This is a genomic window from Serratia sp. BW106 (assembly GCF_002607755.1).
GTDB classification, from domain to species: Bacteria; Pseudomonadota; Gammaproteobacteria; order Enterobacterales; family Enterobacteriaceae; genus Serratia; species Serratia proteamaculans.
This window is the reverse complement of sequence record NZ_MCGS01000009.1, coordinates 21,116-47,281: the sequence shown is the minus strand read 5'-3', so window position 1 is coordinate 47,281 and position 26,166 is coordinate 21,116. Positions and strand designations below refer to the sequence as shown.

The 26,166-nt window shown below is 53.6% G+C and carries 22 protein-coding genes and 4 tRNA genes; 5 read left to right on the top strand and 21 right to left on the bottom strand.

The window, feature by feature from the left end:
• Positions 1 to 89 precede the first annotated feature (89 nt).
• The 9 genes from BEI65_RS07575 to pncC form a co-directional block, all read right to left on the bottom strand.
• Positions 90 to 166: transfer RNA gene (locus BEI65_RS07575), tRNA-Arg, on the bottom strand.
• 188 nt (positions 167 to 354) lie between these two features.
• Positions 355 to 431, bottom strand: a tRNA-Arg gene (locus tag BEI65_RS07570).
• A 61-nt stretch (positions 432 to 492) separates the two neighbouring features.
• Positions 493 to 569, bottom strand: a tRNA-Arg gene (locus tag BEI65_RS07565).
• 3 nt (positions 570 to 572) lie between these two features.
• Positions 573 to 665: transfer RNA gene (locus BEI65_RS07560), tRNA-Ser, on the bottom strand.
• A gap of 310 nt (positions 666 to 975) precedes the next feature.
• Positions 976 to 1,161, bottom strand: a complete 186-nt coding sequence (gene csrA / locus BEI65_RS07550; protein ID WP_004950328.1) for a carbon storage regulator CsrA — start codon at positions 1,159 to 1,161, stop codon at positions 976 to 978.
• 252 nt (positions 1,162 to 1,413) lie between these two features.
• Positions 1,414 to 4,041 carry an alanine--tRNA ligase gene (gene alaS / locus BEI65_RS07545; protein ID WP_099062801.1) on the bottom strand — a complete coding sequence of 876 codons (2,628 nt, stop codon included), beginning with the start codon at positions 4,039 to 4,041 and terminating at the stop codon, positions 1,414 to 1,416.
• A gap of 132 nt (positions 4,042 to 4,173) precedes the next feature.
• Positions 4,174 to 4,680: a recombination regulator RecX gene (gene recX, locus BEI65_RS07540; RefSeq protein ID WP_099062800.1), complete on the bottom strand. Its 507-nt coding sequence runs from the start codon at positions 4,678 to 4,680 to the stop codon at positions 4,174 to 4,176.
• A 63-nt stretch (positions 4,681 to 4,743) separates the two neighbouring features.
• Positions 4,744 to 5,805 (bottom strand): recombinase RecA, encoded by a 1,062-nt coding sequence (gene recA / locus BEI65_RS07535; protein WP_085120306.1) that lies wholly within the window; start codon positions 5,803 to 5,805, stop codon positions 4,744 to 4,746.
• Between the two features lie 112 nt (positions 5,806 to 5,917).
• Positions 5,918 to 6,406, bottom strand: a complete 489-nt coding sequence (gene pncC / locus BEI65_RS07530; protein ID WP_099062799.1) for a nicotinamide-nucleotide amidase — start codon at positions 6,404 to 6,406, stop codon at positions 5,918 to 5,920.
• Between the two features lie 250 nt (positions 6,407 to 6,656).
• Here pncC and BEI65_RS07525 point away from each other — a divergent pair, with 250 nt between their 5' ends.
• Positions 6,657 to 8,051 (top strand): MFS transporter, encoded by a 1,395-nt coding sequence (locus BEI65_RS07525; RefSeq protein WP_099062798.1) that lies wholly within the window; start codon positions 6,657 to 6,659, stop codon positions 8,049 to 8,051.
• A gap of 33 nt (positions 8,052 to 8,084) precedes the next feature.
• On the opposite strand, the gene chbG is transcribed toward BEI65_RS07525, so the two are convergent.
• The 6 genes from chbG to BEI65_RS07495 all read right to left on the bottom strand — a co-directional run bounded on the left by chbG (position 8,085) and on the right by BEI65_RS07495 (position 14,399).
• The gene (gene chbG / locus BEI65_RS07520) at positions 8,085 to 8,846 is read right to left on the bottom strand and encodes a chitin disaccharide deacetylase (RefSeq protein WP_099062797.1); all 762 of its coding nucleotides are present in this window, start codon (positions 8,844 to 8,846) and stop codon (positions 8,085 to 8,087) included.
• A gap of 154 nt (positions 8,847 to 9,000) precedes the next feature.
• Entirely contained in the window at positions 9,001 to 9,864 is an 864-nt protein-coding gene (gene chbR, locus BEI65_RS07515) for a transcriptional regulator ChbR (RefSeq protein ID WP_099062796.1), read from the bottom strand.
• On the bottom strand, positions 9,864 to 11,249 hold the full coding sequence (locus tag BEI65_RS07510) for a glycoside hydrolase family 1 protein (RefSeq protein ID WP_099062795.1): 1,386 nt from the start codon (positions 11,247 to 11,249) through the stop codon (positions 9,864 to 9,866). The genes chbR and BEI65_RS07510 overlap by 1 nt, the downstream gene beginning before the upstream one ends.
• Before the next feature lie 48 nt (positions 11,250 to 11,297).
• Positions 11,298 to 12,659: a PTS N,N'-diacetylchitobiose transporter subunit IIC gene (gene chbC, locus BEI65_RS07505; protein ID WP_012005283.1), complete on the bottom strand. Its 1,362-nt coding sequence runs from the start codon at positions 12,657 to 12,659 to the stop codon at positions 11,298 to 11,300.
• An 11-nt stretch (positions 12,660 to 12,670) separates the two neighbouring features.
• Positions 12,671 to 12,988 carry a PTS sugar transporter subunit IIB gene (locus BEI65_RS07500; RefSeq protein WP_020825274.1) on the bottom strand — a complete coding sequence of 106 codons (318 nt, stop codon included), beginning with the start codon at positions 12,986 to 12,988 and terminating at the stop codon, positions 12,671 to 12,673.
• 493 nt (positions 12,989 to 13,481) lie between these two features.
• Positions 13,482 to 14,399 carry a LysR family transcriptional regulator gene (locus tag BEI65_RS07495; protein ID WP_099062794.1) on the bottom strand — a complete coding sequence of 306 codons (918 nt, stop codon included), beginning with the start codon at positions 14,397 to 14,399 and terminating at the stop codon, positions 13,482 to 13,484.
• Positions 14,400 to 14,505: 106 nt separating this feature from the next.
• On the opposite strand from BEI65_RS07495, the gene BEI65_RS07490 reads away from it, so the two are divergent.
• The 3 genes from BEI65_RS07490 to BEI65_RS07480 are packed head-to-tail and all read left to right on the top strand — an operon-like array spanning position 14,506 to position 17,376.
• A complete protein-coding gene (locus BEI65_RS07490) occupies positions 14,506 to 15,309 on the top strand; it encodes an SDR family NAD(P)-dependent oxidoreductase (protein ID WP_099062793.1) in 804 nt (267 codons plus the stop codon).
• Positions 15,310 to 15,358: 49 nt separating this feature from the next.
• Positions 15,359 to 16,330, top strand: coding sequence for an aldo/keto reductase (locus BEI65_RS07485; protein WP_099062832.1), 972 nt, complete (start codon positions 15,359 to 15,361; stop codon positions 16,328 to 16,330).
• Between the two features lie 35 nt (positions 16,331 to 16,365).
• Positions 16,366 to 17,376: a hypothetical protein gene (locus BEI65_RS07480; RefSeq protein ID WP_232519024.1), complete on the top strand. Its 1,011-nt coding sequence runs from the start codon at positions 16,366 to 16,368 to the stop codon at positions 17,374 to 17,376.
• A gap of 156 nt (positions 17,377 to 17,532) precedes the next feature.
• Here BEI65_RS07480 and BEI65_RS07475 read toward each other — a convergent pair whose 3' ends face one another.
• Positions 17,533 to 18,450 (bottom strand): nucleotidyl transferase AbiEii/AbiGii toxin family protein, encoded by a 918-nt coding sequence (locus BEI65_RS07475; RefSeq protein WP_099062792.1) that lies wholly within the window; start codon positions 18,448 to 18,450, stop codon positions 17,533 to 17,535.
• Positions 18,443 to 19,216 (bottom strand): type IV toxin-antitoxin system AbiEi family antitoxin, encoded by a 774-nt coding sequence (locus BEI65_RS07470; RefSeq protein WP_099062791.1) that lies wholly within the window; start codon positions 19,214 to 19,216, stop codon positions 18,443 to 18,445. The genes BEI65_RS07475 and BEI65_RS07470 overlap by 8 nt, the downstream gene beginning before the upstream one ends.
• Positions 19,217 to 19,657: 441 nt before the next feature.
• On the opposite strand from BEI65_RS07470, the gene mutS reads away from it, so the two are divergent.
• On the top strand, positions 19,658 to 22,213 hold the full coding sequence (gene mutS, locus BEI65_RS07465; RefSeq protein WP_099062790.1) for a DNA mismatch repair protein MutS: 2,556 nt from the start codon (positions 19,658 to 19,660) through the stop codon (positions 22,211 to 22,213).
• An 80-nt stretch (positions 22,214 to 22,293) separates the two neighbouring features.
• On the opposite strand, the gene rpoS is transcribed toward mutS, so the two are convergent.
• The 4 genes from rpoS to surE all read right to left on the bottom strand — a co-directional run bounded on the left by rpoS (position 22,294) and on the right by surE (position 26,039).
• A complete protein-coding gene (gene rpoS / locus BEI65_RS07460; protein ID WP_099062789.1) occupies positions 22,294 to 23,292 on the bottom strand; it encodes an RNA polymerase sigma factor RpoS in 999 nt (332 codons plus the stop codon).
• Between the two features lie 53 nt (positions 23,293 to 23,345).
• Positions 23,346 to 24,332, bottom strand: a complete 987-nt coding sequence (gene nlpD / locus BEI65_RS07455; protein WP_198404416.1) for a murein hydrolase activator NlpD — start codon at positions 24,330 to 24,332, stop codon at positions 23,346 to 23,348.
• Between the two features lie 325 nt (positions 24,333 to 24,657).
• A complete protein-coding gene (locus BEI65_RS07445; RefSeq protein ID WP_012005278.1) occupies positions 24,658 to 25,284 on the bottom strand; it encodes a protein-L-isoaspartate(D-aspartate) O-methyltransferase in 627 nt (208 codons plus the stop codon).
• Positions 25,278 to 26,039, bottom strand: coding sequence for a 5'/3'-nucleotidase SurE (gene surE, locus BEI65_RS07440; protein ID WP_099062787.1), 762 nt, complete (start codon positions 26,037 to 26,039; stop codon positions 25,278 to 25,280). Before surE ends, BEI65_RS07445 begins: the two co-directional genes overlap by 7 nt.
• Positions 26,040 to 26,166 lie beyond the last annotated feature (127 nt).

The window sequence follows — 26,166 nt, the reverse complement described above, 5'->3', positions numbered from 1 at the left end:
GTTGCTAAAGCAACGTTATCCTTCTTCGTGCTACCTTCCAGTTCGTAGCTATCTGAAAGCGAAGACTTAGAGATAAGTACTTTTCAATATGGTGCATCCAGGAGGATTCGAACCTCCGACCGCTCGGTTCGTAGCCGAGTACTCTATCCAGCTGAGCTATGGATGCATGACTATTTTTGGTTTGTCTGCTTGAAGAAACAAGTTTGACAGAAAGAATGGTGCATCCAGGAGGATTACTCAGCGTAAACGCTTCGCCCTGTGGGCCGTTGCTGAAGCAACGTTATCCTCCTTTGAGCTACCTTCTAGCTCGCATCTATCTGAAAGTGAAGACTTAGAGATAAGCGCTTTTAAATATGGTGCATCCAGGAGGATTCGAACCTCCGACCGCTCGGTTCGTAGCCGAGTACTCTATCCAGCTGAGCTATGGATGCACAGGAATTCTTTTTTGATACCGTATGGTACGTTGTTACTACCCCACCATACTGCAAAATATGGTGCATCCAGGAGGATTCGAACCTCCGACCGCTCGGTTCGTAGCCGAGTACTCTATCCAGCTGAGCTATGGATGCAAATGGCGGTGAGGCGGGGATTCGAACCCCGGATGCAGCTTTTGACCGCATACTCCCTTAGCAGGGGAGCGCCTTCAGCCTCTCGGCCACCTCACCATACGCTTCTTGCGAATTGTGCCTAACTTGCTTTAGAGAAGCTCATCGGCACTGCGTGGCGCACATATTACTTTCTCCGACTTTTAAGTCAAACAATTTTTCCCATCTCATGCGTGTTTGCACAATTCACGCTCAACATGGGCGATTTCAAGTCAAAAAGAGTGTTTTATCAACAGGCAATAACAGTGAATTAGCAAACAAAGCGAAAGAAGCGGCAGAAAGATTTTGCAGGGGAAGTCTGGGAAAGGTCGGTGGCGGGCACAAAAAAGCGCAGTAGCGTCTCGCTGAGCAACGAGACGCTGCTTCGAAATCAGAAAGTCGTCTGTTGAGACTTCTCGGCCTGAATGCGCTGATAGATTTCTTCGCGGTGAACTGACACCTCTTTAGGGGCATTCACACCAATACGAACCTGGTTGCCTTTGACCCCTAACACTGTGACAGTGACCTCATCGCCAATCATGAGGGTTTCACCAACTCGACGAGTCAGAATTAACATTCTTTGCTCCTTGAAAGATTAAAAGAGTCGGGTCTCTCAGTTTCCCCGTCAGTATCCATCATATGCTGCGAAAACGTAAGTCATGTAACCCACAATAAATGTAAGCAGACTTGGTCTCACCTCAGATAATGATAAGTTTAGCCGACCTGAAAAACTTTGTTCCCGTAATTGTAACCAAATTGTGTTAGCACAGTTTAAAAACGCCATAATCAGTAATGAGTTATGGCGTTTGTAAGTGCTATTTATTTATATTCACAGTTTCGAGGCCACCCAGGCTTCTACGCTGTCTAATGCCGCTGGCAGGGCGCTGACATCAGTCCCCCCGGCCTGCGCCATATCAGGGCGTCCGCCCCCTTTGCCGCCAACCTGCTGCGCCACGTTACCGATCAGCTCGCCGGCTTTCACCCGGTCGGTCAAATCTTTGGTCACGCCGGCAATCAGGCTCACCTTATCATCGGCCGTGGTGGCCAGCACGATAATCGCAGAACCCAGTTGATTTTTCAGGTCATCAACCATGGTTCGCAGCATTTTGGCCTCAACATTATCCAACTGGCTGACCAACAGCTGTACGCCGTTAACCATTTTCGCCTTGCTGGACAATGAAGCGCTTTCTTGCGCCGCCTGCTGGTCCTTCAACTGCTGCAGCTCTTTTTCCAAGGCACGGGTACGATCGAGCACCGCTCGCACTTTGTCCGTCAGGTTATTGCTGTCACCCTTAACCAGATGAGCAACGTCCTGTAACAGATCGTTTTGCTGATGCAAGGTAGCAATCGCCCCTTCACCGGTTACCGCTTCAATACGGCGGATACCGGCGGCGGTGCCAGACTCACTCAGAATGCGGAACAGACCGATATCGCCGGTACGGCTGGCATGGGTGCCGCCACACAGCTCGGTCGAGAAGTCGCCCATGGTCAGTACGCGCACGTTGTCGTCGTACTTCTCACCGAACAGCGCCATAGCGCCCTTCTCTTTGGCATCATCCAACGCCATGACCTCGGTTTGCACCGGCAGGTTACGACGTATCTGCTGGTTTACCAAGTCTTCCACAATGCGAATTTGCTCCGGCTTCATCGCTTCAAAATGCGAGAAGTCAAAACGCAGGTATTTATCGTTAACCAACGAGCCTTTCTGCGCCACGTGCTCGCCCAGCGTCTGACGCAGTGCAGCGTGCAGCAGGTGGGTCGCGGAGTGGTTCAGACGAATGCGGTTGCGGCGAACAGTGTCGATTTGCGCATCAACGCGGTCATTCACTTTCAGCGAACCCTGAGACAACTTGCCCTGATGGCCGATAGCCTGACCGTATTTCTGGGTATCGCTCACCACAAAATCAGCGCCGGCGGCTTTCAGCACGCCTTTATCGCCGACCTGGCCACCGGACTCACCGTAGAATGGGGTCTCGTCCAGTACCACCACGGCTTCTTCACCGGCGTGGATCTCGTCCACAGGTTGACCATCACGGAACAGCGCGGTCACGGTGGACTGCTGTTGTTCATGGTCATAGCCGCTGAATTGGCTGGCACCATCAACACGGATCATGCTGTTGTAGTCTGCGCCGAAACCGCTGGACTCACGCGCACGACGGCGCTGGGCTTCCATGGCCTGTTCGAAACCGGCTTCATCCACTTTCAGGCCACGTTCACGACACACGTCTGCCGTCAGATCGACCGGGAAACCGTAGGTGTCATACAGTCGGAATGCAGTTTCACCATCCAGGGTATCGCCCTGCAAGTTGGCCAGTTCTTCATCCAGCAGCGTCAAACCACGCTCCAGGGTACGGGCAAACTGATCTTCTTCGGTTTTCAGCACTTGCTCAACCAGTGACTGCTGGCGCTTCAGCTCATCGGCTGCCGGCCCCATCACTTCGATCAATGGTGCGACCAGCTTGTAGAAGAAGGTGTCTTTCGCACCCAGCATGTTGCCATGACGAACCGCGCGGCGAATGATGCGACGCAGCACATAACCACGGCCTTCGTTTGACGGTGTCACACCGTCTGACACCAGGAAGGCGCAAGAACGGATATGGTCGGCAATAACGCGCAGGGATTTGTTATCCAAATCTGTGGCGCCGGTCACCTTGGCCACCGCGGCAATCAGCTTGCTGAACAGGTCGATTTCATAGTTGGAGTTCACATGCTGCAAGACTGCGGCAATACGCTCCAGGCCCATACCGGTATCTACCGAAGGTTTTGGCAGTGGCAGCATGGTACCGTCGGATTGACGGTTGAACTGCATGAATACGAGGTTCCAGATCTCAATGTAACGATCGCCGTCTTCTTCCGGGCTGCCCGGTGGGCCACCCCAGATATGATCGCCGTGATCGTAGAAAATCTCGGTGCACGGGCCACATGGGCCGGTATCGCCCATCTGCCAGAAGTTGTCGGAAGCAAAGGCACCGCCTTTATTGTCGCCAATGCGGATAATACGCTCTGCCGGTACGCCAATTTGCTTCTGCCAGATGTCGAAGGCTTCGTCATCGGTTTCATAGACGGTCACCCACAGCCGGTCTTTCGGCAGGTTAAACCAGTTTTCACCGGTCAACAGTTCCCACGCGTAGCTGATGGCATCGTGTTTGAAGTAGTCGCCGAAGCTGAAGTTACCCAGCATTTCGAAGAAGGTGTGGTGACGTGCGGTATAACCGACGTTTTCCAGATCGTTATGCTTGCCGCCCGCACGTACGCAACGCTGTGAGGTAGTGGCTCGGGAATAGGCGCGCTTGTCCAGCCCCAGGAAAACATCTTTAAATTGGTTCATGCCGGCATTGGTAAACAACAATGTCGGATCATTGTCAGGCACCAGGGAGCTGCTTGCTACAACCTGATGGCCCTTACTATGAAAGAAATCGAGAAACGCTTGACGGATCTCAGCGGTGCTCTTGCTCATAATTTTCCCGGAAAGGCTAGAATAACGACACGTGAGCAAGATACGCGACATCCTGACGATGCATCTAACTCACGAACAAAAAGTGGGGATAAGATAAATTTTCTTCAGAGGGAAGTAAAACCCCGTGTGCGTTCATTGCGCAAAATCACGGAAAATTGACTGAATTTCTTCCTGGAAAAAGCCACGATAGAGCAGATAACGCTGCACTTTGGCTTTTTCTTTCCAGTCCGTAGGCAATGAGTCGCCAAATTTACGCTGTGCCACCTGTTTGGCCTGTTCACACCAGTCAATCTCACAGTCCGCCAACGCTGCCTGCGTCAGCTCTTTATCCACGCCTTTTTGCATCAGTTCAGAGCGGATGCGCTGCGCACCATAGCCTTTACGGCTGCGGCTACCGATGTAGCTGCGGGCAAAGCGCTCATCGTCCAGCCAGTTATGCTGGTAGCAATAGGCAATCACCTGCTCGATAACGGCAGGATCGATGGGTTCTTCAGGGGGCGGAGCAGAGGACGAGGGAGTTTTGGTGCCAAATCTGGCTTTCGCCATAAATGGCTGCGCCGCAAGTTTGCGGCGCAGTTCAGCTTCACTATGATCGCGTTGCGACAGCAGGCGCATGGCGCGGCTTAGCAAATCATTCATTATTCAAGCCTGATTAATTAACGTTCGTGAACCCTCAATGGTGCTCACGAACGTCAGCAGCGATTAAAACTCTTCGCTGGTTTCAGCTTCATCATCGAAGCCTTCGTTGGTGGCAGCGACCAGTTCGCCGTTGCTGTGCAGCAGCAGTTCACGCAGTCGTTTATCCAACTCAGCAGCCACCGCCGGGTTTTCTTTCAGGAAGTTACAGGCGTTTGCCTTACCCTGACCGATTTTGTCGCCGTTGTAGCTGTACCAGGCGCCGGCTTTCTCGATCATCTTGTGCTTAACGCCCAGATCAACCAGTTCACCGCGGCTGTTGATACCTTCACCGTACAGGATTTGGAACTCGGCCTGCTTGAACGGCGCAGCGATTTTGTTTTTTACCACTTTTACGCGGGTTTCGCTGCCGACCACTTCATCGCCTTCTTTTACCGCGCCGATACGGCGGATATCCAGACGAACAGAAGCGTAGAATTTCAGTGCGTTACCGCCAGTGGTGGTTTCCGGGTTACCGAACATCACACCGATTTTCATACGGATCTGGTTGATGAAGATCAGCAGCGTGTTGGCGTTTTTCAGGTTACCCGCCAGCTTACGCATCGCCTGGCTCATCATACGCGCCGCCAGGCCCATATGTGAGTCACCGATTTCACCTTCGATTTCCGCTTTTGGCGTCAACGCCGCTACGGAGTCAACGATGATCACATCAACCGCGCCAGAGCGGGTTAAGGCATCACAGATTTCCAGCGCTTGCTCACCGGTGTCCGGCTGAGAACACAGCAGGTTGTCGATATCAACACCCAGCTTTTTCGCATAAATCGGATCCAGCGCGTGTTCGGCATCGATGAACGCACAGGTTTTACCCTGGCGCTGTGCCGAAGCGATAACCTGCAGCGTCAGGGTAGTTTTACCTGAAGACTCCGGGCCATAAATCTCAACGATACGGCCCATTGGCAGGCCGCCCGCACCCAGTGCGATATCCAGTGACAGTGAGCCGGTGGAGATCGTTTCTACGTCCATAGAACGGTCTTCACCCAGACGCATGATGGAGCCTTTGCCGAACTGTTTCTCAATCTGGCCCAGTGCCGCAGCTAGCGCCTTTTGCTTGTTCTCATCAATAGCCATTTTTGCTCCTTCGTTACGCAATGTCGGTGTTACCCCACACTGCCACTGATTGTATGTTGTGCAGGAAATGCCACTAATTATACTGTATGGTCATACAGTATCAAGCCTAATTTTACAAAAAATCATCAAGCGCGGTTTGCAGCGCAAAAATCGTCGCCTGAAGTCGCACTGCATCGCGATCGCCGCTAAATTGCTTCTTGTGCGCCACTACCCTTCCGGAGCGGTCGGCAAAGCCAAACCAAACGGTGCCCACCGGTTTTTCCGTACTCCCGCCGTCTGGCCCGGCAATGCCGCTCACCGACAGCGCCAGGCTGGCCCGTGCGGCGTGTAATGCCCCCTGAGCCATCTCACGCACCACCTCTTCGCTCACTGCGCCATGGGCTGTCAGGGTCGCTTCAGCCACGCCCAACAATTCATGTTTCGCCGTATTGCTGTAGGTGACAAAGCCACGGTCGAAATAGGCAGAACTCCCGGCAATGTCGGTGATGGCTTTGGCAATGCCGCCGCCAGTGCAGGACTCTGCGCAGGTGATCCACTGGCCGTTGGCCTTCAGTTTTTCGCCCACCGCAATGCTGAGTTTACGCAGTTGATTTTCACTCATAACCTCTCCTTAGCGAATCAGGTATATGCGCCCGATAGTAGCATTTATCAAGCTTGCCTGACGGCGTGATGACAGAAATACGCGGCGCTTCGCAGGCGAGGCGGTGTTAAGCGGCAAACCAAACTGCTAGTATCGAATGTAATGCTCGGGTTAACGGGCGGTGTTTTGCACGAGGGATCTCACCGGGTTGCGTTTGCCACCGGCAGGGTCAGCCCCAGGGCAAACCAGGATAAAAGATTAGGATGATAGAGTGAAAAAAACGTTAGGCGTCTTCTTTCCGTTGTATACCACCACCCTGCTGATGCTGCTGGGTTCAGGGTTGCTCACCACTTACGTCTCCCTGCGTTTAACCTCTATCCACGTGACCGGTGCGCTGATCGGCGCCATTATCGCCGCCAACTACATCGGCCTGGTGATCGGCGGCAAAGTCGGCCATTTTCTGATTGCCCGCGTCGGTCATATCCGCGCCTACGTTTCCTGCGCCGGTATTATCACCGCCGCGGTGTTGGGACATGGCCTGACGGAATATATTCCCGTGTGGGTGGTGCTGCGGCTGATTATCGGCATGTGCATGATGTGTCAATTCATGGTGCTGGAAAGCTGGCTGAACGATCAGGCGGAATCCAATCAGCGCGGAACGGTTTTCGGCTTTTATATGGCGGCCACCTATCTGGGTATGTCATTGGGTCAGGTGGTGTTAATGCTGCAAAGCAATCTCGGCATCACCACCCTGCTGGTGATCGCCCTGTGCTTTGCACTCTGCCTGGTACCTATCGCCCTCACCACCCGCACCAATGCACGCCATATGTCACCGGCTCCAATGGAGCTACGCTATTTTATCGGGGCCATTCCCAAGGTGCTGGCCACCACGCTGGTGATCGGCATGGTGGTGGGATCTTTCTATGGGCTGGCACCGGTATACGCGAGCCTGCAATCGCTGACTACTCAGCAGACCGGCTTGTTTATGGCGATAGCCATCTTCGCCGGGCTGGTAGCGCAGTTCCCGCTTAGTTGGCTGTCAGACCGCTACAACCGCACACTGCTGATGCGCATCAACGCCATTTTATTGATCGTCGCCGCCCTGCCGCTGGCGCTGGTGCCGCACATTGATTTTCCGGTGTTGCTGGTGGTGGGCTTTATCGTCAGCATGCTGCAGTTCACGCTGTATCCGCTGGTGGTCGCCCTGGCGAACGATTTGATTGAACCGGAACGACGCGTATCCCTGGCCGCCTGTTTGCTGATGGCCTTCGGCGTAGGTGCCAGTATCGGCCCATTGGCAGTCGGCTCGCTGATTGAGCCACTGGGCGGCAATATTCTGTATGCCTTCTTCTCGCTTTGCGGCCTGCTGCTGGTGGGCTTCAGTCGGACGGTCAAACAGGACGAATCGCAGTTTGTGCAGGATGCGCCCTTGCCGCATATTCCCCTGCCGGACAGCCTGACCAGTTCCCCGCTTTCTCCGGCGCTGAACCCAACCTTCGATGAACAGATCATCCATGACACCATGCCGCCACCGGAAGCGGCACCGGATCCGGTCGAGCCACAGACCAGTGAAACGTCGGGGGAAGAAGACGCAGAGACACCGGTCCCGCAGGGCGCCGATCCTGATGAGGATACCGGGCTGAAAAAGGCCCACTCGATGCTTTAAGCGGGCCATTTTTATGATGCTACGTCGGGGTCTTCACAGATCCAGGAAGGATCCCAGACGGTAGCCGCGCTCCGCAATCATGTTTTTAATGCCTGGCGATGTCAAAACATCCACTTCGGCCAGGCGCGGGTAGCAATACTTGCTCGCCAATATCGTTTTATCCAAAAACGCCGGGTGACACATCATCTCCACCGACTGGGCACCGCGTTGATCGGTGCGCTCAAGCACCTGTAAAAACAGCGCCTCGGATATCTCCTCACCATAAAAGCCCGCATCAAACCATTCGGTGCTGCGACCATAGCGCAGTGGAATGTCTTGCCGTGCAACTTCTTCGCGGCCGATGCGCAGCGGGATGGATTTGGTCTGGGCAAAGGCCTCCACCAGCGGAAAAATCTGCGGCAGCATGTGCACGTGATGGTGGCTGTCGATATGCGTCGGCGCTTTACCAAACACGGCCACGAATTTGTCGTATTGGCTCACCAACTCATCGTGGATTTCGTTCAGGTCCAACAGCGCAGATTCCGCGCGTTCCCATAACCACTTGCCCAGCTCCCCACGCTCGTTGACCAGCGACGGCATGGCGGTCAGGGGATGCCCGTGGGTCAGTACAAAGTGCAGGCCAATCTGCAGCCCGGGATAAAGCTGGCTGAGCCTGGCCGCATGGTGCACATCCGCGCTATTGACCATGGCCGTGGTCGAAGAAACAACCCCAGAGTGAAACGCCTCGATAACGCCGTAGTTCTGGCCCTTGCTCAGGCCAAAATCGTCGGCATTCACTATCAGTAACTTGTCCATTGTGGGCATCCATTTAACAAATTTTTGGCAAGGGAATACCGTCCGTCAGGTACGGCAATTCCCCTTCGCTTAAGCAAAGAAATTTATCGCATCAGGCTATTGGCGGCCTGAAAGGCATTCGGAATATCGGCGTTAATGCTTATCGGGAGCGGCCCTAAATAGGGCCGTAGAACTTTTTTCGGTAATTACCCGGCGTCACTTCAGTGAGTCTTTTAAAGTTTTTAATAAACAGGCTCACGTCACCATAGCCCGAGTCAAAGGCAATATCCGAGACCGAATAGTTGGTGACCTCAAGCTGGGTTTTGGCGAAGTTGATGCGGATTTCATTGATCACCTGCATCGGGGTTTTATGGTAATAACGCCGCATTGCCCGGGTCAGGTACTCCTGCGTTTTCCCCGACAGCTCTACCATATTAAGCAATGCCTTTTCACCAAACATCGCCTTATCATGCATCCCCGCCAGGGTGTTCTTCAGCCACTGAGGAATGTCATCCCCCTCGCCACTCTCTTCCTTATAATGACGAATGCGGCTGATGATATAAAAGGTCAGCGTTTCCAGAAACTCGGCAAAATCATCCTCACGAAACTGCGGTGAACTGACCACCGACTCGATATAAGCCAGGAACTCACTCTTCAGGCTATAGGCCTGAGAGGCGACAAAACAACGAGGTAACTGCTGCAAATAGTTCTCTTCAAAGAAAACCTTGCCGACCGCCACGTTAAAGATTTTCGCGGCGCCGAACTCATAGAAGCTTTGGTGATGCGAGCCAATGGGGATAAACACAAAATCCCCCCGCTCCAGCAGCACCCGCTTGCCGTTAATCTCCTGATAGCATTTGCCGCTCAGGACGATGGTGAATTCGTAATAGTCATGCTGATGCAGCCCGGTGGCGCTCTCCACCTTGTTATAGATAAACAGATGGAAATCTTTGCAGTTAAAAAAATCCTGCTCCCGAATCAGCTTAACGTCGTTCGCATTCAGCGAAACCAGGTTCTCAGACACCGCGCGCGCTCCCATTAGTCAAAGCCGTTTTGTCTGGCCGTCTCAGCAAACCAATAGCCGCTCTTTTTGATCGTGCGCCGTTGGCTTTCCCGCTCCAGTCGAACCAACCCGTAGCGATTCTTGTAGGCATTAAGCCAGGACCAGCAGTCAATAAAGGTCCATAAATGGTAGCCTTTACAGTTAGCCCCCTCGGACAACGCCTGATGCAGCCATTTCAGGTGGTCGCGAATAAAGTCGATGCGATAATCATCCTCTACCCGCCCACTGGCACCAATAAAGGCCTCTTCACCCTCTACACCCATGCCGTTTTCTGAAATATAGCAGGGAATATTGCCGTAGTTCTCCTTCAAGTCCATCAGGATGTCATACAGGCCTTTTTCATAGATTTCCCAGCCGCGGTGCGGGTTAATCCTGCGGCCCGGCATCTCGTAAAAGCTGAACAAATCTTCCGGCATCGTCACCGGGTCACTGGCCTGATAGCCGGGCCTGGCTTTAACTCTGCGCGGTTGATAGTAATTGACGCCCAGAATATCCACCACCCCATCGGCAATCAGCTGCGCGTCTTCCGGCGCTGTCTGCGGCAACAAATCATTGGCCCGCAGTAAATTCACCAGATCTTCCGGATAGCGGCCCTTGGTCACCGGATCGAGGAAACTTTTATTCAACAGCAGATCCGCATAGTGGGCGGCGATGCGATCTTCCTGGCTGTCCGAACGCGGATAAGTCGGGCTCAGGTTCAGGATAATCCCGATGCTGCCCTGATTCCCCAGCGCTCTGAATTCGTTCACCGCTTTGGCATGGGCCAAAACGCTGTGGTAAGCCACCGCGATCGCCCTTTTGAAATCAACTACGCAAGGATAATGCAGGTCATTCAGATACCCGGCTTCGACCGGGACAATCGGCTCATTGAAGGTGAACCAATGGCTGACTCTGTCGCCGAACAGGCTGAAACAGGTTTTGGCATAGCGGGCGTAGGCTTCCACCACCGTCCGGCTTTCCCAGCCGCCCTGTTGCTGCATGCACAGCGGCATATCGAAATGGTAAAGGTTGATAAATGGCGTGATGCCCTGGGCTAGCAGGCTGTCGATCATCGCATTATAGAAAGCGACCGCTTTCGGATTCACTTCGCCATCCCCTTGCGGGATCAACCGCGACCAGGAGATGGAAGTTCTGAAGCTATTATGGCCAAGGGTCTTTAACAGCAGGACATCTTGCTGGAAATGGTCATAAAAGGTGGAGGTCTCGGACGGGCCAACCTGATGATGAAAGCGTTCTGGCGCAATCTCATACCAGTAATCGAAGATGTTCTGGCTTTTGCCATCCCGGGCTGCTGCCCCTTCCGACTGCGGCGCAGAGGTGGCACTTCCCCACCAGAAATCGTCAGCAAATTGATATTTCATCCGAAGGCTCCCTAAAACCGGGGCAGCAAGCGCTGCCCCAGACTGCAGTTAGAATTTCAACGCTTTGGCAATGTCTTCTTCGCTTTCCGTTGCCTGATCAATCTGGCTCTGCGCCTTGTTGGAGATCATCACAAACGGCAGGTAAATCAAGGTCGCGACGCCCAGGTTGAAGAAACTCAACAACATGGCGACGATACTGCCGTTAGTGTTGAAGAACGCCCCCAGCCCCACCGGCATGGTCCACGGCGCAATGTTGGTGATTGGCGGGATCAGCCCGGTGTAATAAGCCACCGTGGTGATGATCGTCAGCACCGGCTGAACCAGGATAAAGGGAATAAACATCACCGGGTTCATAATCACCGGCAGACCGAACAGAATAGGTTCGTTGATCTGGAAAATGCCCGATGGCGTCGCCAGCTTGGCAACCTGACGATAATCTTCGCGGCGTGAAGCGATAAAGATGGCAATGATCAGCCCCAGTGTCGATCCCGTCCCACCCAGATAGATGTAGGAGTCAACGAACGGCTTCGCCCACATGTGGAACTCTTTACCGGCAGCCACTGCCGCTTCGACAGAACCATACTTGTTGTACAGCTCTACGTTCTCCAGCGCGAATGGCGTCATGATGCCGCTGTCCAGCGCGGCCAGTGCCATCGAACCATGCACCCCAAAGAACCACAGCAGTGAGGAGAACATCACATACACCCAGCCCACTACGCTGCCCATTTTCGCCAGCGGTGCCGAGATGCTGTCCATAATGATTTGGTGGAAGTTGGTTCCCCACAGCGTCAGGCAATAGGCCAGTACGCCCATGATCGACAGGATAAGAAAGCCGGGGATCAGGGCCGAGAACGAACGTGACACTGAAGAAGGTACGCTGTCCGGCAGGCTGATCACCCAGTTGCGGCGCACCACAAAGGTAAACATCTCCGCCACCACCAGACCGATCACCATACCGGAAATAATGTTGGCACCACCCAGCCAGTTAGCCCCTACGGCATAAGCCTCACCGACGCTGAACGGGGTCACCGTCATAAAGGCGGCAACCGCCAGCAGAGCCGCGGCCAGTGGGTCGACCTTGCGCTCTTCGGCTAAAGCCATGCTGATAAAGAAGGGCGTCATCAGGGACATAATCCCCAGGGTGCCGTTATAAACGCTGCCACCGATGGCCTTCAGGCCATTCAGCGTCTCAATGGTGGACGCATCCAGCCGCACCCCCATTGAAAAGAAGAACGAGCCTTCACCGAAGCTGAGGAACACGTTGTTGATCAGCACGAACATCGCCCCGGTCAACGTCAGCGGCATTAATCGAATGAACCCGTTTTTGATGGCATTAACATGGGGCTGTTTACCAATTTTCACAGCAAAAGGCAGAATGACCTTTTCCAACGAGGCAATTAACGTATTCACGGCAGACCCCTTTATTGGTTAGCTTTTTTTATAGTGGCGACTGCGGCCTTCAATACCCCAAGACCATCGAGCTTGCCGTATAAAGCAGAGTCGATCACTTCGACGGGCTTATTGGGCAACTGCTTCTGTACTTCAGCCAGCGTGTAGGCAATCTGCGGCCCCAGCAGGATCAAATCTGCCTCAGCGCCCTTTTCTGCTGCCAGCGCCTCCGGATAAGCGGCAATGATTACCGGCACTTCGTACTTCTCGGCTTGCGCTTTCATTTTGGAAACCAGCAGGGAAGTCGACATACCGGCAGAACAAAACAGATAGATTTTTTTCTTTTCCATACCCAATCCCTCAAGATAATCAAAAAAGCCCCGTGTCATTTGTTTGCCAGATGCAATAGCCATTGCCTCGCGCACATTCCTTATGAAAATTTCCGTCACTTTGCCCTGGTTGCAGACAGTATACGGAGGCATTGCAGCGGATCGGTAAGCCATCAGCATAGAGAACCGTCTCTGCTTGACCTGCCTGATTGACCCTCTTCACATTTCACATAAAAAAATAGTGTGATCGACGTCGCAAATAACCTTAAATTACTGAATAAATTCGATGAAAATAACTAAAAAACAATTATAAACAATAAGTTATAAACATGCAGGGTATTTATGGATTATTCGACGCGCGGGTCCAGCCATCGCTCGATAGATGAACAAAAAATCGTTCGCCCTTGATTAGCCGACTTCAACAAGACGGGACGATTCGACAGAGGAAAACCGGAGGTAAAATGGCAGGGATTTTGAGCGGACGGAGTTTGCCGGATGAGGTCTGGACTCGGTGCTATGATTCCGCGGGATTATTCGCCTGGCTGGGATAACGCATGACATTGATCACCGTGGTCAGTGCCACTGGATGGTTTCTGCGGTTCGGATAATAAAGATAAAAACCAGGGAACGGCGCGCACCAGTCAGCCAACACTCGCTCCAGCCGCCCGGTTGCCAGATGTTCATTCACTTCTTCCTCGATAGCGAACGCAATGCCTGCGTGAGCTAACGCAGCCTGCAACATCAGTCTCGCGTCATCCAATATCAGCGGGCTGTTCACCGAGACGGAAAGCGCCTGAGTCCCTTTTTGGAATGTCCACTTGTAGAGCTCTCCTGAGGCAATCTTTCGCCATCCGATACAGCGATGACTCAACAGATCTTCAGGATGATTCGGCTTGCCGTACTGTTGGAAATATTCAGGGGTTGCCACAATGGCCAGCCGTAAATCAGGGGTAACGCGCACCGCCCGCATGTCGTTGTGCAGATCCTTTCCGAGCCTGATACCGGCATCAAAACCTTGTTCAACGATATTGGCAAAGCCCTCTTGCGCCACGATTTCCAGCGTAATTCCTGGGTAATCACGGGCCAGTCGCCCCAAATGAGGGACCAGCGCAAGTTCTATTGCCGTTCGCGGCGCATTGATCCGCACCAGCCCCTGGGGTTGTTCGCGGAAGGTATTCAGGCTTTCCAGTGCGGTATCTATATCCGTAAACGCCGGTACCAGCTGCGCCAACAGATGTTCACCGGCCTCAGTCGGCGCTACGTTACGGGTAGTCCGATTCAACAGACGAATACCGACCTGCGCCTCCAGCTCGCGCATCGTATGACTGAGCGTTGGCGGCGTCACGCCAAGCCTGGCGGCTGCCCGTCTGAAACTGCGTTCCTGAGCAATGGCGACGAAAGCCACCAGCCCTGACAAGTCGGTTTTTTTCATTGGATTGATATAAATAATCTAATAGTGAAGTGAATTTTTAACGGATAGTTATCCTTTTCGCAACAACATAGCATGGTGAGGTGTTCAATTACTGAGTATTAATGCCATGACTCACTACGCTGATGCTGTACAAACGCCCTCCCGTAAACGTCTGGAGGGGAAAGTCGCCCTGGTTACCGGCGGGGGCACCGGTATCGGGCGCGCCGCCGTACTGGCTTATGCTCGCGAAGGGGCGAAAGTCGTGCTGGCCGGGCGCCGCGCTGCAGAGATAGAAGCCACCGCTCATGAGGTTGTGCTGGCCGGCGGAGAAGCGCTGGCCGTGGTGGCTGACGTTTCACAGGAAGAAGATGTCCGTCGTTTGCTCGCCAGAGTCAACGCGCACTACGGACGACTGGATATCGCCTTCAACAACGCCGGTATTCTCGGCAACTTTGTGCCGATTCATCAACAAACCAGTGCAGATTTCGACGCGGTGATCGCCATCAACCTCAGGGGCGTGTGGCTCTCGATTAAATACCAGGTCGAGACTTTCCTGGCGCAAAACTCGGGCGGCGTGATCGTCAACACCTCTTCCTGGCTCGCCAAAGGCGCACTTGCCGGATCATCAAGTTATTCCGCCAGCAAGGGAGCACTCGATTCGCTGATCCGTGCGGTAGCGCTTGAGTATGGCAATCAGGCTATCCGTATCAACAACATCAATCCCGGCATCATCGACACGCCGATGGCCCACAGCAGCATATCCGACGCATCCGCCTTTACGCCTTTCATCGCACATACGCCCGCCCAACGTCTGGGTCAGCCTGAAGATATCGGTGATGTCGCCGTCTGGCTTTCGACGGATGACGCCCGCTTTATCACCGGACAAAGCATTTTGGTGGACGGCGGCTACACCATCGCCGGTATGCGCTGAGAGATAACCCTGTCGACACCCAGCTCGACGAGTCCCCGGAGGGAAGATGATGAACTATGTGCGCCTTGGAAATAGCGGTCTGAAAGTCTCCCAGCTTTGTCTGGGCTGTATGACCTATGGCGATCCCGGTTGGCGTCCCTGGGTATTGCCAGAGGATCAAGCCCGCCCCTTCATCCGGGAAGCGCTGGAAGCCGGAATTAACTTTTTCGATACCGCCAATATCTATTCTTCAGGCGAGAGTGAACGCATTCTCGGGCGTGCGCTGAAGGATTTTGCCCACCGCGATGACATGGTGATCGCCACCAAGGCGTTCTTCCCGATGGGCGAACAGCCCAACAATCGCGGCCTGTCACGCAAACATATCATTCAAAGCGTTGAGGCCTCGCTGCAACGTCTGGGGACTGATTATCTCGATCTGTTCGTCATGCACCGTTTCGATGAGGAAACCCCGATTGAGGAAACGGCCGAAACGCTCGATGCGCTGGTGCGGGCCGGCAAGATCCGCTATCTCGGCGCGTCCTCGATGCAGGCCTGGCATTTTATGAAAATGTTGGCGTTTCAACGCCATAACAAATTGGCCGCCTTTATTTCCATGCAAAGCCAATACAATCTGGTCACGCGTGAGGATGAAGAAGATCTCATCCCGCTTTGCCAGGAGGAAGGAGTCAGCCTGACTCCTTGGTCGCCATTGGCGAGGGGGTTACTGGCAGGGGCAAAAGGAGCCGGGACGCTACGCGCCGAAACCGACGAACAAGCGCCCCGCTGGTACGGCGGCAGAAAAGAAGTCGAACAAACCATTATGGCCGTTGAAAACATCGCCGCTGAGAGAGGCGTTCCGGCGGCCCAGGTCTCTCTGGCATGGGTGCTGGCCAAAACGGCGGTTGCCGCGCCGATTGTCGGTATGTCCAAGTCACATCACCTCCAGGATGCGCTCAAGGCGCTCTCTCTCACGCTGTCCCATGAGGAAATCGCACAACTTGAAGCACCGATGAAAGAACAGACCCGCCCTCAGCGTTGGTAGGACTTCGCCCCATCATCAATCACAGGAGAGGCTCAATGTTATACGCTATAAACTATCGCCCGGCACAGGCGGCGCTGGTGGCCTTTATGCTCGCCATGACAACGCCTGCGGTTTCCGCTGCCGTCACCGCTGCGCCGAACGCCACCTGCAACTCGTCCAGTCTGACATTACCGCCGGGCGCGCTCTACCCTAATGGCATTGCCCGCGCATCCGACGGCACCCTGTATGTTGGCCTGGTGACCAGTGGCCGCATCCTGCGCAAACGCCCGAACGAAGATTGGGAGACCTTCTTTGCCGGCGCCGATACCGTTTTCGCCTCAACCACGCTGCGGTTGGATGAACAACATGGTCTGTTATGGGGAAACTCGCCGGATTTCCTGCCCACAGGAAAAACCCGCGCCCATCGCGTTTTTGCCCTGAATGTCTCCAGTGCCACGATTAACCGCAGTTTGACCTTACCAGAGGGGGGCATGGGCAATGACCTGGTTCTCGCCAAAGACGGCACGGTTTATCTGACGGAGACCAAAGCGGGCAGCATCATGAGGCTGCGCCCGGGTGAAGACAACTTTCAGATCCTCTTCCGCGATAAACGTCTGGCTAGTCCCGGGGGTATCGGTGCCGCAGGCATTGTTCTGTTGAATGACCGGATAATGGCGGTTGCCAACTTTGGCAGCGGAAAGCTCTATACCCTGAGCTATGGGGAGGCGACGCCGCAACTGGCTGAAATCCTGCTGCCTCGCACTATCGAAAATCCGGATGGGATGGGATTGGCACCAGACGGTTCGCTGATCGTGCTCGAAAATGGCATTAAAAGCGGCCAGGGCAGGATCCTGCGAATTACCGCTCCCGGTGCTGCCGGTATGCATTCTATTGAAGTTATTCGTGAGGGAATGGAGTCGCCGGTCAATCTGGACATCACGCCACAGGGCTGCGCCTTTGTCACTGAATCGCGCATTCGCCACCGCCTGCTGCCCGGCCACGAAGCCGAAGTACCCGACAGCTTTCGTATTTACCAACTTCCACTGCCCTTATCCGCCGCCAACTGACACTTCAACCTTTCTGGGCTTGCTGGAGAATATACTCCACAAGTCCAGCGCCCTATTTTTGGGTCTTCTTCATTTTCGCATAACCGTAAAACACGATGCGGTTTATAAAACACCACAAAGTGACACTCAGAGTGAATGTACAGTCAAAATTTTAAACTACCCTATCCACCCGGCAAGAGTCTCCTCAAGCTTCACCAACGCCTGAATGTGTTTCTCTTTTGGCATACGACCAATATTTTGGAGCTTCCACCTCACCGCAGGTAAATACTGAATCTGGTTTTCGGGAGCAAGGCTCCAATCCGGTTCACCGCGCTTGAAAGACATCAGAAAATCACAATCCCGCTGAGTAAATTGTACTTTGAGAGCCGTCACCATTAATTCGGGTATCGCATTGAGTTTTTCCAGAGAAACCATATCGAACGTCATTCCGTTAAATTCATTCGCATACAGTTCAGAGATATTTTTCCAGCGGGGGTTCAGTACCTCTGATAATGGACGTGGATGTCCCAGCAGATAAGTGATAAATCCATTAAAGATTTGGCGATCAATACCTTGTGTTTCGAGTAGCATTTTGACGTCATAGAAATCGCGAGGATGTTGCCTATCCAATGCAGCGCAAAGCTTGCCACCATAGAGATCGGCAAGTGATACAACCTGAATGGTTGCAAAACCGAACTCGTTTTCGACCGCTTCAACAACATCACGTTCTTCTGAAGGATACAGAGTGCCTCGTGCGACAGGCGAAACTTCAATCTTAATCTGTGCCTGCTGAGAATAAACAACAATGCGCATTTCATCAGAGTTATTCGTTTGTAGCACCGCCGAAATACCCGCCTGTTGTTGCAGTATTTCAGCGATACGTGTCAAGGCCGCCCGAACATTTGGCAATGCCACATCTCTGTTTTCCAGCGGAATGTAAGCCAAATCAATATCAACTGATAAACGTGGAAACTCGCGAACAAACAAGTTAATCGCCGTCCCACCCTTTAGTGCAAAGCAGCGCTCTGATGCTACGACAGGTAATGTACTGAGTAGCAACGCCACTTGGCGATAATAGGGTGAATGCTTATCCATGTGAGATCTCTTTGCTAACAAAACTCTCTGGAACCGTGATCTGATATTTTTGGTCCAGCTTACCACCCGATACGATCTGTCGCTTTCCTGCCCCTAAATCAATGTTGGTTTTATCTATTCGCTTAACCCATGCATGAACATAGTGATCGGCCAAAAACAGATAAAGGCGGTTAGTTTGCACTGCTCGACTGGATTGCAACAATGCTTCGACTTTACGTGGACTCAGGTTTACCAGGCCCTGAAACAGCTCCGCTGCATGCTCAAATGAAAGCGAACCTGGAACGGCGTTAGCAACCTCGTAAGCCGCTAACTCCGGCACACTCGCCTTTAACCGCTCGCCCTTAATTTCTACCTCGGTCAGATATTTTCCGTCATGCATATTGAGCTTCTGATTTGAAAGTAAAAGCCACTCAACATTGGGAAATTCTTTGAACCACTTTGGCAATGAAGCTTTATTTTCAACACAGAGCCAAATCACCTGGCGCGTTAACTGAAGATAATGAGAGCGTCCTTGATAGGTCAGACTAGTAAGCCCTGCCAGATGTACAGAAACCCCAAGTTGATGTTGCAGGCATAGAATTGCATCACTCCACTGAGGCTCACGCCCACTCCTCACGTATACTCCAGCACGTAGTTTTTGCAACCAGTCGCTGTGCATATACTTATTGGCCAAAGAAGGGCTGATGCCATTTTTCGTCAGCCAGGACTGCAAAACCAAGGATCCCGGTGCCGTATTCTGCAAAAGCCAGTTTAACTTTGATGACATAGATTCACCCTTGGTTTAACAATAATTAAAATAGTAAACTCCCGAGTGAGTATCATGTCAATGTTGAATGCAATTAATACAACGACCACAGGATATGAATGTACGGGCATTGGGTCTGCGGTAATCATCAGATCGCTAAATAGCCAAACGAAGATCCGCGGATTCCTCATGCGGAGTTTTAAACGAGGTTCTGCTCGGTATAGGTCCTTGCAACCTCATCCCCCATCTTGCAAACCGACTTTGCGTAAAGCTTCCCATTTTTACCTGTGACAGCCGATTGCCCGCTGGGCTAGTATAGCGACAGTATTAAGGGCTTATTGATCCTTAACGCCGTCAACCACAGCCTATCGAGTGGTTTTTTTATGCCACGGCGTGCCCCCTGCTGATGACAATCAAAATCGCAACCAACTTTAAATTCAATGGATTGGAAACAGTAATCTTATGAATAGTACCGACAAGCTCGATTCACATACGCCGATGATGCAGCAGTATCTGCGCCTCAAGGCCCAGCATCCCGAGATCCTGCTGTTCTACCGCATGGGCGACTTTTACGAGCTGTTCTATGACGACGCCAAACGCGCTTCCCAACTGCTGGATATCTCGCTGACCAAACGCGGTGCCTCAGCGGGGGAGCCTATCCCAATGGCCGGCGTACCCCACCACGCGGTAGAGAACTATCTGGCCAAGCTGGTGCAGCTCGGTGAATCTGTCGCCCTGTGTGAACAAATCGGCGATCCCGCCACCAGTAAAGGTCCGGTGGAGCGCAAAGTGGTGCGTATCGTCACGCCAGGCACCATCACCGACGAAGCCCTGTTGCAAGAACGTCAGGATAACCTGCTGGCGGCCATCTGGCAGGACGCACGCGGCTTTGGCTACGCCACGCTGGACATCAGCTCCGGTCGTTTCCGCGTTGCCGAACCGGCAGATATCGAAACCATGGCGGCAGAGTTGCAGCGCACCAATCCCGCCGAGTTGCTGTACCCCGAAACCTTTGAACAGATGTCGCTGATTGAACAGCGCCACGGCCTGCGCCGTCGTCCACTGTGGGAATTTGAACCTGAAACGGCACGCCAGCAGCTTAATCTGCAGTTCGGCACCCGCGATCTCACCGGTTTCGGCGTTGAACAGGCTCATCAGGCGCTGCGCGCTGCCGGTTGTCTGTTGCAGTACGTTAAAGATACCCAACGTACCTCATTACCGCATATCCGCGGGATCACCATGGAACGCCAGCAGGACGGCATTATCATGGATGCCGCCACGCGGCGTAACCTTGAGCTGACTCAGAACCTGTCCGGCGGCAGCGAAAATACCCTGGCGGCGATCCTCGACTGTAGCGTGACGGCGATGGGCAGCCGCATGCTTAAGCGCTGGCTGCACATGCCCACCCGTGACATCAAGGTGCTGAATAACCGCCAGCAGGCAATTGGCTCCCTGCAGGATCTGTATGCCGATTTGCAGCCTTCGCTGCGCCAGGTCGGCGACCTGGAACGTATACTGGCCCGTTTGGCGTTGCGCAGTGCCCGTCCACGCGATCTGGCGCGTATGCGTCATGCTTTCCAACAATTGCCGGATATCCATGCGTTGCTAAAAGGGGTAGAAACCCCCTATGTGCAACAGTTGCTGTCACAGGTCGGTCAGTTTGATGAACTACAGGATTTGCTGGAACGCGCAGTGGTTGAAGCCCCGCCGGTGCTGGTACGTGACGGCGGCGTGATCGCTCCCGGTTACAACAGCGAACTGGATGAATGGCGCGCGCTGGCCGATGGTGCCACCGACTATCTCGACCGTCTTGAGATCCGCGAGCGTGAAAAACTGGGGCTGGATACGCTGAAGGTGGGCTTCAATGGCGTGCATGGCTATTACATCCAGGTCAGCCGCGGGCAAAGCCATCTGGTGCCGATCCACTACGTGCGCCGCCAGACGCTGAAAAATGCCGAACGCTACATCATTCCAGAACTGAAAGAATATGAAGACAAGGTGCTGACCTCGAAAGGGAAAGCGCTGGCGATCGAGAAAGGGCTGTACGAAGAGCTGTTCGACCTGTTGCTGCCGCACCTGGGTGAATTGCAACAAAGCGCCGGTGCACTGGCCGAGCTGGACGTGTTGGCCAACCTGTCTGAACGTGCAGAGACGCTGAACTACGCCTGCCCGACCATGAGCGAACAACCCGGCGTGCGCATCACCGAAGGCCGCCACCCGGTCGTCGAGCAGGTGCTGAGCGAGCCGTTTATTTCCAACCCGCTGTCGCTGTCACCTCAGCGTCGGATGTTGATCATTACCGGCCCAAATATGGGCGGTAAAAGTACCTATATGCGCCAAACGGCGCTGATCGTGCTGATGGCACACATCGGCAGTTATGTGCCGGCGAGCAAGGCGGTCATCGGCCCGGTAGACCGCATTTTCACCCGCGTGGGCGCAGCGGACGATCTGGCCTCCGGGCGTTCTACCTTTATGGTGGAGATGACCGAAACCGCCAATATCCTGCATAACGCCACCGAAAACAGCCTGGTGCTGATGGATGAAATTGGCCGCGGCACCTCAACTTATGACGGTTTATCCCTGGCCTGGGCCTGCGCCGAGAACCTGGCCAGCCGCATTAAAGCCATGACGCTGTTCGCCACCCATTACTTTGAGCTCACCACCCTGCCGGAAAAAATGGAAGGCGTGGTTAACGTGCATCTGGATGCGCTGGAACACGGCGACACTATCGCCTTTATGCACAGCGTGCAGGACGGCGCGGCCAGCAAGAGTTATGGTCTGGCGGTTGCTGCACTGGCCGGCGTACCGCGTGAGGTGATCAAGCGCGCGCGCCAGAAGCTGCGTGAACTGGAGGCCATTTCCAGCCATACCGCTACCGGTACCGTTGATGCCACCCAGATGACGCTGCTGAATGAGGAAACCTCACCGGCGGTTGAAGCACTCGAGGCATTGGATCCGGACTCACTGTCGCCACGTCAGGCGCTGGAGTGGATTTACCGTCTGAAGAACATGGTCTGATCCTGCATAAACTGCAGGCATAAAAAAACGGTGAGCATGATGCTCACCGTTTTTATTTTGATGCGATTCGACTGTCGACGTTACTCGCGGAACAGTGCCTCAATGCTCAGGCCCTGCATTTGCAGAATTTCACGTAAACGGCGTAAACCTTCAACCTGGATCTGGCGTACTCGCTCGCGAGTCAGGCCAATTTCACGGCCCACATCTTCAAGCGTTGCCGCTTCGTAGCCCAACAGGCCAAAGCGACGCGCCAGCACTTCACGCTGTTTGGCGTTCAGTTCGAACAGCCATTTAACGATGCTCTGTTTCATGTCATCGTCTTGCGTGGTGTCTTCCGGTCCGTTGTCTTTCTCGTCTGCCAGAATATCCAGCAAAGCCTTCTCTGAATCCCCGCCCAACGGCGTATCGACAGAAGTGATACGTTCGTTCAGACGCAGCATACGGCTGACGTCATCGACCGGCTTGTCGAGTTGCTCTGCAATCTCTTCAGCGCTCGGTTCATGATCCAGTTTATGAGAAAGCTCGCGCGCGGTGCGCAAATAGACATTCAGTTCTTTAACAATGTGGATAGGCAAGCGGATGGTACGGGTTTGGTTCATGATCGCCCGTTCAATCGTCTGCCGGATCCACCAGGTTGCGTAAGTCGAGAAACGGAAACCGCGTTCTGGGTCAAACTTTTCCACCGCACGGATCAGACCGAGGTTACCCTCTTCAATCAGATCCAGCAGCGCCAGGCCGCGATTGCTGTAACGGCGGGCGATTTTCACCACCAACCGCAGGTTACTTTCAATCATTCGGCGGCGGGACGGCACGTCACCGCGCAGTGCACGCCGCGCAAAATAAACTTCTTCCTCTGCGGTCAGCAGCGGAGAATAACCGATTTCGCCAAGATAGAGCTGCGTCGCATCCAATACGCGTTGGGTCACGCCTTGTGACAACAACTCTTCTTCCGCTAAATCACTCTCACTGGCCTCTTCTTCAACCAGTGTTTTTTCGTCGAATGATTCCGCTTCCGTTGCGTTCTCGTCGAAATCCGCATCGTCATGTAACTCGTTAACTTTCAGCGTATTTTGGCTCATATGCTGCTCCTACCCGTGATACCGCGAGCAGAATACAGCGTATTCTGCCCAATCTATCGCTGCGGAAGATAACGCAGCGGGTTTACGGATTTCCCCTTGTAACGAATTTCAAAATGCAAACGTACTGAACTGGTTCCGGTGCTACCCATGGTGGCTATTTTTTGACCCGCCTTCACTTCTTGTTGTTCCCGGACCAGCATTGTGTCGTTGTGAGCGTAGGCGCTCAGGTAATCATCATTGTGTTTGATGATGATTAGATTACCGTAACCCCGTAAAGCGTTGCCTGCGTACACTACACGACCATCGGCGGTAGCGAAGATTGGCTGCCCACGAGTCCCGGCGATATCGACACCTTTATTCCCACCTTCTGATGAGGAAAAGTTATCAATAATCTTACCGTCAGTCGGCCATCTCCAGGTACTTACTGGGGCGCTGTTGCTGACGGTGCTGCTCACTGGTGGAGCAACTACCGGTGCGGTAACAGGGGCTGTTGCGGTAGTTGCCGCCACTGCACCTGCTGTAGGTAACATCTTACCTACATTCTGTTTACCCGAATTATCAGAATACGCGTTAGTTGATGGAGAATCAACCGTTGCAGTTTGTATCTGAGAGGTCGATGGCGGCTTCGGAACACCGCCGCTGGTTGCGTCTGTTGCCGCCAGCATGCCGCCGTTTCCGTTGGCAGAACCATTACCAAGCTGAATGCTTTGGCCGACATTCAGGCTGTATGGTTCAGGAATATTATTGCGCTGGGCCAGGTCACGGTAATCGTTTCCGGTGATCCAGGCGATGTAAAACAGCGTGTCTCCGCGCTTAACCGTATAGGTATTACCGCTGTAGCTCCCTTTGGGGATCGAAGTGTAACTGCGGTTGTAAACAATGTGCCCTTCAGCATTAGCCTGTGATCCAGCATTGCCGGATGCAGCGGCTCCGCCACCGTCCACACTACTAATAGGGGCCGATGTCGACTCAGTGTTCGAACAACCTGCCAACCACAAACTTACCATCGTACACACCGCAACCCGGCGTAATGTAATCATTGGGCTTCCCGTGCTCATGCTTCCCCCATGACAGCAATATCAGCGATATATCCAAATACCCTTTACATGGTAGCTGAGCTTTTAACATTCTCTCGATTTCTACCCTGAAAGGTGCCCACGGCCGATCCCTGAACGTCAGGAAATCCTCATGCCGGAGCCTCAAAACAGCGCGCCAATGCTAACCACATTAGCGCCGCTGCACCATAAGACAACTGCGCAGAAAGGCAATTGTATTGAAAATTAGTTTTATTGAAACGTTAAAACATTAACCGGAGGTGATGAAAGTGCAACAGATTTCGTTTCCTGTCGAAAATTCAGACAATCGCTAGGCCAATTCGCCCTTCACCAGGGGAACAAAACGCACCGCTTCGACGGTATCGATAACAAATTCGCTTCCCTGGCGCCGAATGTACTTCAGCGTTTGGGCCTGCTCACCGACCGGTAACACCAGAATGCCACCGTCGTCCAACTGCTCCATCAGCGCCGGGGGGATCTCCGGTGGTGCCGCCGTGACAATGATGGCATCAAACGGCCCGCGCGATGCCCAGCCCTGCCAGCCATCGCCGTGACGGGTGGAAACATTGTGAAGATCGAGTTGTTTCAACCGGCGCTTGGCCTGCCATTGCAGCCCTTTGATGCGTTCAACAGAGCAAACATGCTGCACCAGATGCGCCAGGATGGCGGTTTGATAGCCGGAACCGGTACCGATCTCCAATACCCGGGAGGTTGGCGTCAGGTTCAGCAGTTCGGTCATGCGTGCGACCATATAAGGTTGGGAGATCGTTTGGCCGGAGCCAATGGGTAACGCGGTATTCTCATAGGCCTTGTGTTCAAGTGCTTCATCAACAAAACGTTCCCGCGGCACTGCTTCGATCGCCTGCAGCAACCGTTCGTCCCGGATCCCCTGTTGACGCAGCTGCGTCAGCAATGTTTGCATACGCTTGTTCACCATTCCCCGCCGACCCCTGCTTTGGTTAACCACGTTTTTACCACGTCCTGAGCCGCATAGGCGGTTAAATCCACCTGCAGTGGCGTGATGGCCACATAACCTTGTTCTACCGCAGCGAAATCCGTGTCTGGCCCGGCATCAAACTTAGCACCCGGCGGCCCGATCCAATAGAGATTTTGCCCGCGCGGATCTTGTTGACAGAACACCTTGTCAGCCGGATGGCGGCTGCCGCAGCGGGTCACACGAATGCCCTTAATCTGGTCCAGCGGCAAATCCGGCACGTTAATATTCAGAATTTTACCGGTTCGCAACGGTTCCCGCAGTAACGCACGCAGTACCCGACAGGTGATAGCCGCGGCGGTCGCATAATGCTGATGGCCGTTCAGCGACACGGCCAGCGCAGGTAACCCCAAATGGCGCCCTTCCATAGCAGCCGCTACGGTGCCGGAATAGATAACGTCATCCCCCAGATTAGGCCCGGCGTTGATACCGGAAACCACGATATCCGGCGCAGGCTGCATCAGGGCATTCACACCCAGATACACACAGTCGGTCGGCGTTCCCTGCTGTACGGCGATATCGCCATTGGGCATCGTCAGGGTGCGCAATGGGGATTCCAGCGTCAGCGCATTGGATGAACCACTGCGGTTACGATCCGGTGCCACAACTTGAACTTCGGCGAACTCTCGCAATGCCGCCGCCAGCACCTGAATGCCCGGGGCGGTCACGCCGTCGTCATTACTCAGCAATATCCGCATAAGAGGTTGTCTTCTTTTTTATCTCTCAACCTGACCCTTTTTAAGCGGGCCGGCTATTTAACTACTCGGAATGAACGCCCAAAAGGAGGGGCTTAACCAGCAGATATTATGTTCACTCCCCCCGGCA